This window comes from Streptomyces sp. NPDC101165, assembly GCF_044768135.1.
Lineage (GTDB): Bacteria > Actinomycetota > Actinomycetes > Streptomycetales > Streptomycetaceae > Streptomyces.
In genome coordinates this window covers 141563-153995 of sequence record NZ_JBIWPG010000003.1, presented here as the reverse complement: position 1 = coordinate 153995, position 12433 = coordinate 141563, and the positions used below count along the sequence as shown (strand labels likewise).

Annotated in this window: 13 protein-coding genes; 4 read left to right on the top strand and 9 right to left on the bottom strand. The window is 73.6% G+C overall.

Annotated features, from left to right (window positions below):
* Position 1: 1 nt before the first annotated feature.
* The 4 genes from ACIRVH_RS07340 to ACIRVH_RS07325 are packed head-to-tail and all read right to left on the bottom strand — an operon-like array spanning position 2 to position 1666.
* Positions 2 to 742, bottom strand: a complete 741-nt coding sequence (locus tag ACIRVH_RS07340) for an MnhB domain-containing protein (RefSeq protein WP_403949108.1) — start codon at positions 740 to 742, stop codon at positions 2 to 4.
* Entirely contained in the window at positions 739 to 999 is a 261-nt protein-coding gene (locus ACIRVH_RS07335) for a Na(+)/H(+) antiporter subunit B (protein ID WP_403949104.1), read from the bottom strand. Before ACIRVH_RS07335 ends, ACIRVH_RS07340 begins: the two co-directional genes overlap by 4 nt.
* A 35-nt stretch (positions 1000 to 1034) precedes the next feature.
* Entirely contained in the window at positions 1035 to 1487 is a 453-nt protein-coding gene (locus ACIRVH_RS07330; RefSeq protein WP_403949101.1) for an MrpF/PhaF family protein, read from the bottom strand.
* Positions 1484 to 1666 carry a hypothetical protein gene (locus ACIRVH_RS07325; RefSeq protein WP_390852389.1) on the bottom strand — a complete coding sequence of 61 codons (183 nt, stop codon included), beginning with the start codon at positions 1664 to 1666 and terminating at the stop codon, positions 1484 to 1486. Before ACIRVH_RS07325 ends, ACIRVH_RS07330 begins: the two co-directional genes overlap by 4 nt.
* Before the next feature lie 327 nt (positions 1667 to 1993).
* On the opposite strand from ACIRVH_RS07325, the gene ACIRVH_RS07320 reads away from it, so the two are divergent.
* On the top strand, positions 1994 to 3226 hold the full coding sequence (locus tag ACIRVH_RS07320) for a lectin (protein WP_403949099.1): 1233 nt from the start codon (positions 1994 to 1996) through the stop codon (positions 3224 to 3226).
* Between the two features lie 12 nt (positions 3227 to 3238).
* On the opposite strand, the gene ACIRVH_RS07315 is transcribed toward ACIRVH_RS07320, so the two are convergent.
* A complete protein-coding gene (locus tag ACIRVH_RS07315; RefSeq protein WP_403949097.1) occupies positions 3239 to 3484 on the bottom strand; it encodes a hypothetical protein in 246 nt (81 codons plus the stop codon).
* A 146-nt stretch (positions 3485 to 3630) separates the two neighbouring features.
* On the opposite strand from ACIRVH_RS07315, the gene ACIRVH_RS07310 reads away from it, so the two are divergent.
* A complete protein-coding gene (locus ACIRVH_RS07310) occupies positions 3631 to 4665 on the top strand; it encodes a PHP domain-containing protein (protein ID WP_403949094.1) in 1035 nt (344 codons plus the stop codon).
* 225 nt (positions 4666 to 4890) lie between these two features.
* Here the strand turns inward: ACIRVH_RS07310 and ACIRVH_RS07305 are convergent, their stop codons facing one another.
* From ACIRVH_RS07305 to ACIRVH_RS07295, 3 genes are all read right to left on the bottom strand, one after another.
* Positions 4891 to 6180 carry an ROK family protein gene (locus ACIRVH_RS07305; protein ID WP_403949092.1) on the bottom strand — a complete coding sequence of 430 codons (1290 nt, stop codon included), beginning with the start codon at positions 6178 to 6180 and terminating at the stop codon, positions 4891 to 4893.
* Positions 6181 to 6272: 92 nt separating this feature from the next.
* Complete coding sequence (locus ACIRVH_RS07300; RefSeq protein WP_403949090.1) at positions 6273 to 7244, bottom strand: phosphotransferase family protein; 972 nt, start codon at positions 7242 to 7244, stop codon at positions 6273 to 6275.
* Positions 7245 to 7268: 24 nt separating this feature from the next.
* Entirely contained in the window at positions 7269 to 10448 is a 3180-nt protein-coding gene (locus ACIRVH_RS07295) for a cytochrome P450 (RefSeq protein WP_403949088.1), read from the bottom strand.
* 190 nt (positions 10449 to 10638) lie between these two features.
* On the opposite strand from ACIRVH_RS07295, the gene ACIRVH_RS07290 reads away from it, so the two are divergent.
* Both ACIRVH_RS07290 and ACIRVH_RS07285 read left to right on the top strand, forming a co-directional pair.
* On the top strand, positions 10639 to 11283 hold the full coding sequence (locus tag ACIRVH_RS07290) for a PAS domain-containing protein (protein WP_403949085.1): 645 nt from the start codon (positions 10639 to 10641) through the stop codon (positions 11281 to 11283).
* 112 nt (positions 11284 to 11395) lie between these two features.
* Positions 11396 to 11890, top strand: coding sequence for an FBP domain-containing protein (locus tag ACIRVH_RS07285; RefSeq protein ID WP_403949083.1), 495 nt, complete (start codon positions 11396 to 11398; stop codon positions 11888 to 11890).
* A 62-nt stretch (positions 11891 to 11952) separates the two neighbouring features.
* Here ACIRVH_RS07285 and ACIRVH_RS07280 read toward each other — a convergent pair whose 3' ends face one another.
* Positions 11953 to 12333, bottom strand: a complete 381-nt coding sequence (locus tag ACIRVH_RS07280; protein WP_403949080.1) for a zinc-binding dehydrogenase — start codon at positions 12331 to 12333, stop codon at positions 11953 to 11955.
* Between the last annotated feature and the right edge of the window lie 100 nt (positions 12334 to 12433).

Below are 12433 nucleotides of genomic sequence, written 5' to 3'. Positions count from 1 at the left end.
CTCAACTCCCGTGTTCCTCCTCGATCTCGACGGCCTGGTCCAGGAAACTCGCGAGCAGGAGGACTACCGCGCAGGCCACCTCCATGCCGACGGCCGCGTTCAGCAGGGGGACGGTGCCGCCGGAGGACAGCGTGTTGAAGGTGCCGTACGGCAGCAGCGTGTTGGCCAGGAACGCGGTGCCCGCGAGGAGGCCGGCGAGGCCCAGGACGGCGTAGGCGGAGACGGCGAGCGCGTCGCAGACGTCGAACACGCCGAGGGGGCGGACACGTTCCAGGGCGCGGTAGTCGGAGCCGAGGTACAGCAGGTGCAGGGCGGTCGCGGCGACGACCCCGCCCTGGAAGCCGCCGCCGGGGCTGAGCTGGCCGTGGGCGACGACGTAGAGGCCGGCGAGGAGGGCGACGGGCAGCACGATCAGTGCGTAGCGGCGGACGGGCCGGGCCACTTCGGCGGGCTGCGGCTGCGCCCGCTGCTCGTCACGGGCCTCGCGCAGGAGCACCAGGCAGCCCAGGACGGCGGCGAACAGGATGCTCGTCTCGCCGAGGGTGTCGTAGGCGCGCTGGTCGAAGTTGACGGAGGCGATCGTGTTGGCGGTGTGCCGGGCGAGGGAGGCGCGGACGGCCCGCTCGCCGTACGGGTGCCACGGGCCGCCGAAGGCGGGCAGGTCGAGGCCGGCGGCGACCAGCAGGGCGGCCACCCCCGCGCCGCCCACGGCGAGCAGCCACAGCCGCAGCCGCCGGGTCATCGCGCGCGGTCCTTCGTGCGGCCCCGCCGTCTGACCTTGCGCACCGACAGCATCATCAGCAGCGGGGTGAGCGCGGAGCCCACGGCCAGCTGCGACAGGGCGACGTCCGGGGCCTGGAGCGCGGTGAACAGAACGGCCAGGACGACGCCGAGCACGGACAGCACCAGGGCCTGCCGGGCCGGTTCGCGCTGGGCCACGGCGGCGGTGGCGGAGGCGGCCACGAGCAGCAGGGCCACGACGATCACGGCATCAGTCATGCCGCACCTCGCTCCCACCCCGCACCGCTCCCGCGTCAGGCACCGCCCACCGCCCGGAAGCCACCCGCCAGCGCCCGGGACGCGATGACGTTGCCGCCGATCAGCAGGGCTCCGATCACCAGCAGTTTCACCATCGCCCGGCTCGGGCCGGTGGCCACGCACACCGCCACCACGACCGTCGTGGCCAGGCCCACGGCGGCCCAGGTCAGAGCCCAGGCGCGCGGCGGCTCGGCCGCCAGGTCGTCGGCGAGCAGACGGGCGAAGACAAGGGTGCCGACCGGGCCCAGCAGGGCGATCAGCAGGGCCAGGTCGACGTAGGAGGGGCGGCCGTAGCCCTGGGCGAGCAGCAGCAGGGCCGGGCAGACCGCGGAGGTGGCCAGGTTCTGGGCCATGACCCGGCGGGGCAGCGGACCGGTGGCCGCCCCCCACAGGGCCGCCGCCCCTGCCCCGCCGAGTTCGACGGTCGCCGCCAGGAGCCAGCCGTTCACCGCCAGGTCACCGCCCGCCGTCCGGCCCGGGCCAGCAGCGCCCCCACGGCGGCGGCGCTCGCGCCGACGATCCGCTCCAGGGTGTCGACCGAGCTGATGAACACCAGCCACAGCAGGGCCAGTCCGGCCCACCAGGCGAGGAGTTCCCCCAGGACGAGGAAGGCCGTACGCCGGGTCATCCGTCTCCTCCTCGGTCCGCTCCGCAGGGCTCTGTGCACCTTTGTCCGATGCGCCGCTCGGGGCATCCAAGCACCGCCGCGCCCGTCATCGGCGGCGGCACGCGGGCTCGGGAGCGGGTGCCCCGGGAGCGGGTGCCGAAACGGCGGGCGGACGTCCGATCCGGCCCGGGTGACCTCGTCCTGCGCAACCGCCCTACGGCACGGGGAAGTTGACTGGGCCCGTCGGCCGAGCGATCGCCGACGAGAGGTCCGTACCAAGGTATTGACGCCCTCTTACTTCACTCCTTAAATCAAGAGTCATCTCACCCCCCACGTGAACGGAGAGTCATGGCCTCCCCACGCCTGCTCCGCAGATGCCTGTTCGCCGCCCTGTCCGCCGCGCTCGTCGGCTCGGCCGCCGTCGGCCCGGCCCGGGCGCAGACCGCGGCCCCGGCGGCCGCGGCCGTGACCACCTTCTCCGACAGCTTCGACGGGCCCGCGGGCGCCGCGGTCGACTCCTCGAAGTGGACGCTGGAGACGGGCGACAACGTCAACAACCACGAGCGGCAGTACTACACGTCCGGTACCAGGAACGCGGCCCTGGACGGCCAGGGGCATCTGGTGATCACGGCTCGCAAGGAGAACCCGGCGGGCTACCAGTGCTGGTACGGGAGTTGCCAGTACACCTCGGCGCGGATGAACACCGCCGGGAAGTTCAACGCGCAGTACGGCCATGTCGAGGCCCGGATGAAGATCCCGCGTGGGCAGGGCATGTGGCCCGCGTTCTGGATGCTCGGCACGCCGGTGAACTGGCCGGACTCGGGTGAGATCGACGTGATGGAGAACGTCGGCTTCGAGCCCTCGACCGTGCACGGCACCATCCACGGCCCGGGCTACTCCGGATCGGGCGGCATCGGCGCCGGCTACACCCTGCCGAACGGGCAGGCCTTCGCGGACGCCTTCCACACCTTCGCCGTCGACTGGGCGCCCGACTCGATCACCTGGTCCGTGGACGGGAACGTCTACCAGCGGCGCACGCCCACCGACCTCGGCGGGAAGACCTGGGTGTTCAACAAGCCGTTCTTCCTGATCCTGAACCTGGCGGTCGGCGGCTACTGGCCGGGCGACCCGGACGGCTCCACGCAGTTCCCGCAGCAGCTGGTGGTCGACTCGGTGTCGGTGACGACGAGCGACAGCGCGGCCGGTGTCCCGATCCGGGGACTGGCGGGCAAGTGCGTGGACGTGGCCGGCGCGAACTCCGCCAACGGCACCCCGGTCCAGCTCTACGACTGCAACGGCACGGGCGCCCAGCAGTGGACGGTCGGCTCGGACGGCACGATCCGGGCGCTCGGGAAGTGCCTGGACGTCACCGGCAACGCTACGGCGGACGGCTCGACCGTCCAGCTGTGGGACTGCACGGGCGGCCCCAACCAGAAGTGGGCCGTCTCGGCGGCGCACGACATCGTCAGTCCGCAGGCGAACAAGTGCCTCGACGTGACCGGGAACAACTCGGCCAACGGCACCCGGCTGCAGATCTGGACGTGCACCGGGGGCGGCAACCAGAAGTGGACGGTCGGCTGAGCCGTCTCCGGATCAGATGGGTGTCCAGTGGTACTGGCCGCCGCCCACCCAGCGGACCGCGTCCGGGTCGTTCAGGTCGTGGATCGTGATGCCGTGGGTGGCGGCGACCTCCAGCACGTCGGTCGCGGTCCTGGCCCGGCCGACCACCTCACCGTCGATCTCCACCACCCGGAAGGGCGGCTCCCCCGGCTTGCCCGGGCACACGCCGTGCACCAGGACCCGCGGGTGGGAGATGTAGGGCACTGCTTGTTCGGTCATGCAATAGAGCGTAGAACGCAACCGGGGCCGACGACTCGTCCGCGCAGCCGTCCAGGCGCCACGGCCCTTCGGGGCGCGTGCCGGCGGGCGTGCGGGGTGGGTCCGGCCGGGGAACCCTGGAGGGGCATCGCGCGCTGGAGGTGACCATGGATCCCGTCGCGGCCCTCGACCGGATCGCCTTCCTGCTGGAGCGGTCGATGGCGCCCACCTACCGGGTGCGGGCCTTCCGGACCGCCGCCCGGGTGCTGTCCGCGCTGCCCGAGGACGAGGTCGCCGGGCGTGCGGCGGCCGGGACGCTGGAGTCGCTGAAGGGGGTCGGCCCGAAGACCGCGCAGGTGGTGCGGGAGGCCCTGGCCGGGGAGGTGCCCGGCTATCTGCGCACGGTGGAGGAGGAGAGCGGCGGGCCGCTCACCGCCGAGGGCGGCACCGAGCTGCGGGCGCTGCTGCGCGGCGACTGCCACACACACTCGGACTGGTCGGACGGCGGCAGCCCGATCGAGGAGATGGGGCGTGCGGCGGCCCGGCTGGGCCACGAGTGGACGGCCCTGACCGATCACTCCCCCCGGCTGACCGTGGCCCGGGGCCTCAGTCCGGAGCGGCTGCGCGAGCAGCTGGAGGTGGTGGCGGAGCTGAACACGCGGTGGGCGCCGTTCCGGCTGCTCACGGGCATCGAGTGCGACATCCTGGAGGACGGCTCGCTGGACCAGAAGCCCGAGCTGCTGGAGCGGCTGGACGTCGTGGTGGTGTCCGTGCACTCCAAGCTGCGCATGGACGCCCGCTCGATGACCCGCCGCATGGTGAAGGCCGTACGCGATCCGCACGCGGACATCCTCGGCCACTGCACGGGACGCCTGGTCACGGGCCGTGGCCGGCCGGAGTCGGAGTTCGACGCGGACGAGGTGTTCGCCGCCTGCGCCGAATCGGGGACGGCCGTGGAGATCAACAGCCGTCCCGAGCGGCTGGACCCGCCGCGGCGGCTGCTGCGCCGGGCCGTGGCGGCCGGGGTGCTGTTCTCGATCGACACCGACGCGCATGCGCCGGGCCAGCTGGACTGGCAGATCCTCGGCTGTGCCCGGGCCGAGGAGTGCGGGGTGCCCGCCGAACGGGTGGTGACGACCTGGCCGGCCGAGGAGCTGCTGGCCTGGACGCGGGAGGGCCGTACGCCCGCCCCGGCGTCATGAGAAGGCCCCGACCGTGACGGGGGATTCACGGCCGGGGCAGTCAGGTGGTGGGCACGGACGGCGGTCGCCTCTCGGCGAAGGGCACCACAGGGCTTCAGCCGAACGATCGTCCCTGTGGGCGGATGGTGAGGCCCGGGGACACTGTCCCGTCCGCACCCACGGGTGGTTCAACGGGCAACCATCTTGCGCTGTTCCAGCCGGGGTCCGTGAGGTGTGTCACGCCGGTCAGCGCGGTGTCCGCTCCTCCAGTGCGGCCCGCCAGGCGGGGTGCCGGTCCTCGGTCGCCCGTTCGGCGCGACGGCCGCCGCGCGCGAAGAAGTCGGCCAGGGGCAGGATCGCCGCGCCGACGGTGACCGCGTCGGGTCCGAGCCTGCCGAGGTCGATGCTGACCTTGTCGGCCGGGTACCGCAGGGCGTACGTCGACGCGTGGCGGCGTACGGCGGGCAGGAACCGGGTGCCGAGCTGGAGTCCGGCCCAGCCGCCGATGAGGATCCGCTCGGGCTGGAAGAGGTTGATCAGGTCGGACAGGCCGGCACCCAGATACTCGGCGGTCTCCTCCAGGACCGCGAGCGCGACCGGGTCGGGGTCCCTGTCCTCGGTCGGGTAGGCGGCGGCGAGCATCGCGGTGAGCGCGGTCTCCTCGTCGGCGCCCTCGGGCGGCCGTCCGCCCTCCTCGCGCCAGCGGGCGAGCAGCGACTCGGCACCGGCGTAGGCCTCCAGGCAGCCTGGCGCACCGCACCGACAGCGGCGCCCCCGGACCCGCACGGTCAGATGCCCCCATTCGACGGCCCGCCCGTGCTCCACCTCGGGGGTGACCAGGCAGGCGCCGACGCCGGAACCGAAGAGCACGACCACCGCGTTGCGGGCCCCGCGCCCGCCGCCGAACCACATCTCGGCCTGACCCAGGGTCTTGGCGCCGTTGTCGATGAAGTACCGCACGGTGTCCGGCAGTCGGGAGGTCGAGCGGAGCAGCCGCTCCAGCGGGACCGCGTCCCAGCCGATGGTCTGTCCGTGCACGACGGCACCCAGGTCCGTCGTGTGCTCGACGATGCCGGGGACGCCGACGCCGACGCCGAGCAGCCGCTCGGGCGAGGCCCCCTCGGCCTCCAGGACCTCGGCGATGCCGTCACGGATGTGGCCGACGATCACGTCGACGTCGTAGGCCTGCTGGGTGAGCGGGCGCTCGGTGCGGGCGAGTTCGGTGAGGGCCAGGTCGAACAGCTCGACGCGGACCCGGGTCTCGCCGACGTCGACGCCGATCATCTGGCCGCTGTGCGGGGAGACGCGCAGCAGGGTGCGGGGGCGGCCACCGTCGGAGTCGACGCTGCCCGCCTCTTCGACCAGTCCGTCGGCGACCAGGTCCGCGACCACGTTGCTGACCGAGCCGGAGCTCAGTCCGGTGACCGGGCCCAGTTCGAAACGGCTGAGCGGGCCGTCGAAGTACAGCCGTTGCAGCACGGCCGTGCGGTTGCCCCGTCTGAGGTCGCGTACCGTTCGCCCGTTCCGCCCCGCCATGTGGCTCCCTTCGAACCATGTCCCGACCTGCAACATACCCCTCGGAACAGGCTGCACGCGACTTTCGGACAACCCTTATTTCATGTGCTGAGCTAAGCGCCGGCCGCCTTGATCCCCTCCAGCGCGGCGACGAGCTCCGGGGCGACGGCCTCCTGGGCCCAGCGGGCGTGCCCCTCGTCGACCGCCCGCGGAACCGTCTCGACCAGCATGATCAGGTAGAGGTAGGCGCGGTAGAGGGCGAGCCGAAGGCGTTCCGCGCGCCCGAGCGCGGCGTGACCGCCGCCCTGCCGGTAGCCCGCGAGGAAGGCCTCGTCCTTCTCGATGTCGTCCAGCAGGGCGAGGGAGACGAGGTCGGCCAGGGGATCGCCCCAGAACATGCGCTCGCCGTCGATCAGACCGCCGATGCGGGGGCCGTCGGGCGTGCGGTCGACGAGGATGTTGCCCGGCCACAGGTCGAAGTGGACGGGCCGCGGGACGGTGACCTCGTCCAGGACGTCGTACGCGGCCCGGGCCGTACCGGCCACCTCGCCGACGGGGCGGGGCAGCCGGGCCCGGTAGTGGCGGGCGTCGTGCAGGACCGCGTCGAACATCGCGGTGAACGCCGTCCGCCAGTCGGGGGCGAGCGGGCCGAGGGCACCGGACGGGTAGCCGAAGCCGGGCCCGGTCACCTGGTGCAGACGCGCGACCCGGCCCCCCAACTCCCCGCGCAGAGTGGCTCGTTCGACACCGGATAGGGAGTCGTCCCAGGGGGTGCCGGGGCAGGCGGTCTGCAGCAGGTGCCGTACCTCGGGGCCGTCGTCGGCGTGGAGTGTGCGAGGTGCGGGGACGCCGGCCTCTTCGGCCGCGCGGCTGAACACCGCCTCGGAGTGCAGCAGCCGGGCCTCGTAACGCGGGCCCGGTGCCGTCGGCGCGGCCTTCAGGACGCAGCGGGTGCCGTCGGTGAGCCGCAGTTCTTCGACGGTGTTGTAGGTGCCGCCGCCCAGCGGACGCACTCCGGCCGGCCGGCCGGGGTCGATGCCCGCCGCGGTCAGGACCCGCCGGGCCCGTTCCTCCGGCTCCCCCATCGTGCGCCCCTCTTCCCGTGGCGGTCAGCCCGCCGCGTACACGTCCTCGACGTAACGCCCGTCGGCCATCAGCGAGTCGAGCCACCGTCCGGCCGCCGCCTCGTCGGCGCCGGGAGTCCGTTCCCGGTACAGGGTACGGAACACCTCGCGAACTCCGGGTGCCATGCGGGAGCCGTCGCCGCAGACATGGACCCGGGCTCCTGCGGTGAGCAGTTCCCAGACCTCGTCGGCCTCGGCGGCGATGCGGTGCTGCACGAACAGGGCGCCGTTCTCGGGGGCGGCGCTGAAGGCCGGACGGAGGCGGACGGCACCGGCGGCCTCGGCGCTGCGGAGTTCACCGGCGTGCAGGAAGTCGGCGTCGGGGGCGTCGCAGCCGAAGTAGAGCAGGGCCGTCGGGAGTTCGGCGCCGGCGGCACGGGCGGCGGTGCGGTCGGCGACGGTTCCGCGGAACGGGGCGAGGCCGGTACCCGCGGCGATCATCACGACGGGTGCGCTGCCGTCGGTCCGGAACGCCTCCCGGCAGGGCTGGACGCGGGCGTACACGGTGTCGCCGGGCCGCAGGGCGGCGAGGTGCCCGGAGCCGGTGCCTCGGTAGCGGCCCCTGCCCGACCGGGCGGGGGCGTCCAGCACGGAGACCATCAGGTCGGCGTGGCGCGGGTCGGCCGCCGGGGAGGAGGAGATGGAGTAGTGGCGCGGGCGCACCGGGGTCAGCAGGTCGAGGAGGTGCGGCCAGTCCAGGGCGCCGCGCAGGGCGGGGTGGTCCTCGGCGATCTCCACCAGGGTGCGCGGATCGTCGCCGGTCAGAGCCGCGAGGCCGGCGCGCTCGGGCGGGCAGGGGTTGGCCTCGGCGAGCAGGGCCAGCTGGCGTGCGGTCGGCGGCTCCTGCAACTCGACGTGGTGCGTGAGCAGGTGCCGGGCGGTGAGCGGGCGGTCCACGGCGAGGCCGTCGCGGCGCGGGCGGGTGGCCCGGACGTCCAGGACGGCGTCGAGGTCGACGCCGAGCGCGGCGGCGGCGCGCTCCACGAGGCCGGGGGCGTGGGCGGGGAGCACGGTCAGGTGGTCGGCGGTGCGGTAGGCGACGCCGTCGGGCAGGGCGATGCGCAAGAACCGCTTGGTGCGCGGGTGTCCCGGCGCGGTGAGGTCGTACGCCTCGGTGACGGTCATGGGGACCAGCCCGTGCCGCTCGGCCACGGCGTCCAGCGGGCCGCCGGTGACGGTGCGGACCTCGTACGCCGTGGCGGGCTCCTCCTCGGTGCCGGTGACGGCGTCCGGGTCGCCGTACTCCCGGAGCAGGGCGGTGCGCAGCTGTTCGTTGAAGTCGCGGACGGTTCCGCTCAGGTCGCCGGAGGCGTCGGCGGCGGCGCGGTCGGTCAGCCGGGTGGCGCCCAGTTCGGCGAGGCGGGCGTCGATGCGGGTGGGGACGTGCTGGTAGGTGGCGGCCCAGTTGCGGTCGCCGACGCCGAGGACGGCGTAGGTCACGCCGGTGAGGTCGGGGGTGCCGTCGAGCCGGGCGGTGAAGGCGGTGGCGTCGTCGGTGGGGCGGCCGTTGTAGGAGGCGGCGGTGATGACGACGGGCCGGTCGGTGGGCAGGCCGTCCGCGTACGCGTCCAGGGCGGCGACCTCGGTGGCGCAGCCGACCGCGGCGGCCTCGTCGGCGAGCTGGGCGGCGAAGGCACGGCAGGTGCCGTAGTTGCTGCCGTGCAGGAAGAGGGCGCCCGTGCCGGGGCGGACCCGGGCCGGGAGAGTGTCCGGGGCCGGAGTCGGTGCGCCGAGAGCGGCCGCGGCGCCGGGAAGCGGAGCGTGGACGCGATCGGCGTCGGTGCGCGGGGTCAGGGTGAGCGTGAAGCCCTCGGGCTTGAGGGTGAGGGTCTCCTTCACCGTGAGCGCGTAGTCGGCGTGGTCGTGCAGCCGGTAGCGGTGGACCAGCATGGCCAGCAGCATGGTCGCCTCGTGCAACGCGAACTGCCGCCCGATGCAGGCACGTTCACCGGTGCCGAAGGGCTTGAAGGCATGCACCGGCCGGGCCGCCTCCGCCTCGCGGGTGAACCGCTCCGGGTCGAACAGCTCAGGGTTGTCGCCCCACACGGGCTGCCGGTGCAGCATCGGGGCGAGCACGGTGACGGCCTGTCCGGCACGCATCGGGATCCGGCCGCCGAGCAGGGTGTCCTCGCGGGCGTGCCGGCTGAAGGCAGCGGCCGTTGGCCACAGCCGCAGCGCCTCGTTGAGGACCTGGCGGGTGTAGGTGAGGCGGCCGATGTCGTCGTACGTCGGCTCGGGGTCCGGGGCGCTGCCCCACAGCGCGTCGGCCTCGCGCTGGACGAGCCGGAGCGCGGTCGGGTGCTTGGCGAGGTAGTACAGGGCGAAGGACATCGCGCCGGAGGTGGTCTCGTGCCCGGCGATCAGGAAGGTGATGACCTGGTTGCGGATGTTGGCCGGGTCCAGGGTGGTGCCGTCGGCCGGGTGCGGGGCGCTGAGCATCAGCCCGAGGAGGTCGTCGGCCGCGCCCTGGTCGGTGCCGGTGCGGGAGGCGATGACGTCGTCCACGACCTGGGCGAGGTAGTCGGAGTCGGCGCGGAACGCGGCGTCGGCCGCCGTGTGGTCCTGGCCCGGGGTGCGGGCGAGCCGGGTCATGGCCCACTCCAGGCAGCGCACCATCGACTCCACGAAGGGGTGCGGCTCGGCCCGCTCGAAGGAGCCGAAGTCGTAGCCGAATCCGGCCAGTCCGATGGTGTCGAGGGTCATGCGGGTCATGTCGTCGGGGACGTTCACCGGCTGCCCGCCGTGCGCGGCCCGGTCCCAGGAGTCGATGAGCCGGCGGGCCACCTTCAGCATCACCGGGTGGTAGGTCCGCATCGAGCCGAGGGCGAAGGCGGGCATCAGGATGTCGTGCGCCTTGGCCCAGTTGGGCTCGTCGTTGTAGGCGGTGAACAGGCCGTCGGCGGTGAAGGCGCGCACGTTCTCCAGCGCGGGCCCGACGTGCTTGGCGAACCGCTCCTCGTCGGCCAGGTCCGCGACCAGGTCGGCATCGGCGACGAACATCACGTCACGCCCGTGCAGCCGGCGCACCAGCACCGGACCGTGGGCGCGCATCAGCTCCATGACCTGTTGAATGGGGGTACGGCCGGGCCCGGTGGCGGTGATGTCCACGACGGGGACGCCGGGCAGGGTACCGGCGGTCTCGGGGTGCAGTGCGGTGGGGGGCATGGCGCGACAACTGCCTTTCGCGGTACGGGGAGTACTGCGCTCCAGCGTGCGCGAGGCGACCCGGCGGCCGGGACCGCGGGACTACACGATCGTGCAGTCAAAAGTCGCTACGAGGGCTTGCGCGGCGACCTCGCGTTTGCCGCTGGCCTGGCTGTTCCTCTTGGATGGGGCGGGACGTCGGGAGGTGCGGATGGACCTGGGCCGGAGCGAGGCCGTGGTGTGGCGCAACCGTGCGTTGACCCTCTTCGACCGGGTCTCCGTACCGGTCGCGGTCTGCGACGTGCACGGCCGGGTCAGACTCGCCAACCCGGCGATGGCCGCCGAGTGCGGTACGACACCGGGGCGGCTGCGGGGCGGCGACGTGCTGGAGCTGTTCCGGCCGCAGGAGGCCACGCAGGTCGACCGGATCGCCGAGGCGCTGCGGCTGCGGCACCGGTCGCGCTATCAGGTGTCGGTGTGCTGGCGCTCCCCCGGCGGGGCCGAGCGGTACGGCGAACTGACGGCGGACCCGGTGAGCGACAGCGTGGACGAGACGCCGGCTCTGCTGGTGATGCTGCGGGTCCTGGGCGAGCGCGAGGCGCAGCGCGAGCCCGAGCCGCCGCCGGTCACCCCGGTGGAAGGCCAGGTACTGGCGCTCCTGGCCGGGGGTGCCACCACGACCCGGGCGGCGCGTGAGCTGGGCCTGAGCAAGGACGGCGTCACCTATCACCTGCGCCGCCTGTCGGCCCGCTGGGGCGCGGCCAACCGCACCGAACTGGTCGCCCGCGCCTATGCCCTGGGGGTGCTCGCGCCGGGCGTGTGGCCGCCGGAGGCGGGGGGCACCGAGGACGCGTAGGGCGTGACACCGGCCGCCCGGAAAACCGTTCGCCCACCCACCCTCTGGCTGCCTAGGCTAGCCGTGAACCTAGACCCTCTAGGTTCACGGCAGCGAACCCGGAAGGCCTCCCATGAAGTCCCTCACCGAGCAGGACATCCGCAACTCGTTCGTCAACTGCTCCAAGGGCGACGCCAAGCGCCTGGCGGTCCCGCGCGACCTCGCTGAACAGCCGTGGGACGACCTGGACTTCCTCGGCTGGCGGGATCCGGGGGCGCCCGACCGCAGTTATCTGGTCATCGAGCGGGAGGGCGGGCTCGTCGGTGTCGCCCTGCGCTTCCCGGCCTCGCGGCGCGGGTTCCTGCACCGCAGCATGTGTTCGGTGTGCCTGACCACGCACCCCGGCGGCGGGGTGTCGCTGATGACCGCCCGGAAGGCGGGCGCGGCGGGACGCGAGGGCAACTCGGTCGGGGTGTACATGTGCGCGGACCTGGCGTGCTCGCTGTATGTGCGCGGGAAGAAGGTGCCGGAGTCCGGGAGCCGGTTCGAGGAGAGCCTGACCCTGGAGGAGCAGATCGCCCGCACGAAGGGCAACCTGTCCGCCTTCGTCGACAAGCTCTACGTCTGACGCCCCGGGGCCCTCTCCACCCGAGGCCGACAAGCTCCGCGCCCGACGTCCCCCGGCCCGGTTCAGCCACCCGGGGTGAGCACGATCTTGCCCCGGTTGTCGCGGCTCTCCAGCCGCTCGTGCGCGGCGCGCGCCCGGGACAGGGGCAGCACGGTCTCGACCGGCACCCGGTAGGCACCGGCGGCCACCCGCTCGGCCAGCTCACGCAGGTCGGGAGGCGGATCCCAGCCGTGGATCTGCAGGTTGGTGAGCTGGAAGCCGAGGATCGCGATGTTCTTCGGGTAGAAGTCGCGGGTGTCGACGGTGCTGGACTCCAGGGCGACGTCGGCGAGGGAGACCACCCGGCCGCCGTGCGCCGTCTCGCGCAGGCTCCGCCCGAAGGCCCGGCCGCCCACGGTGTCCAGGACGACGTCGGCGCCCCGGCCGCCGGTGAGCCGCAGCACCTCCTCGACCTCCGCGCAACCGGGCCGCTCCCTCGCGGTAGCGCATGCCCGCGGCGAGCCACCCGGAGTCGGCGCGGGTTTTCCGGTTACCCACGGCCGA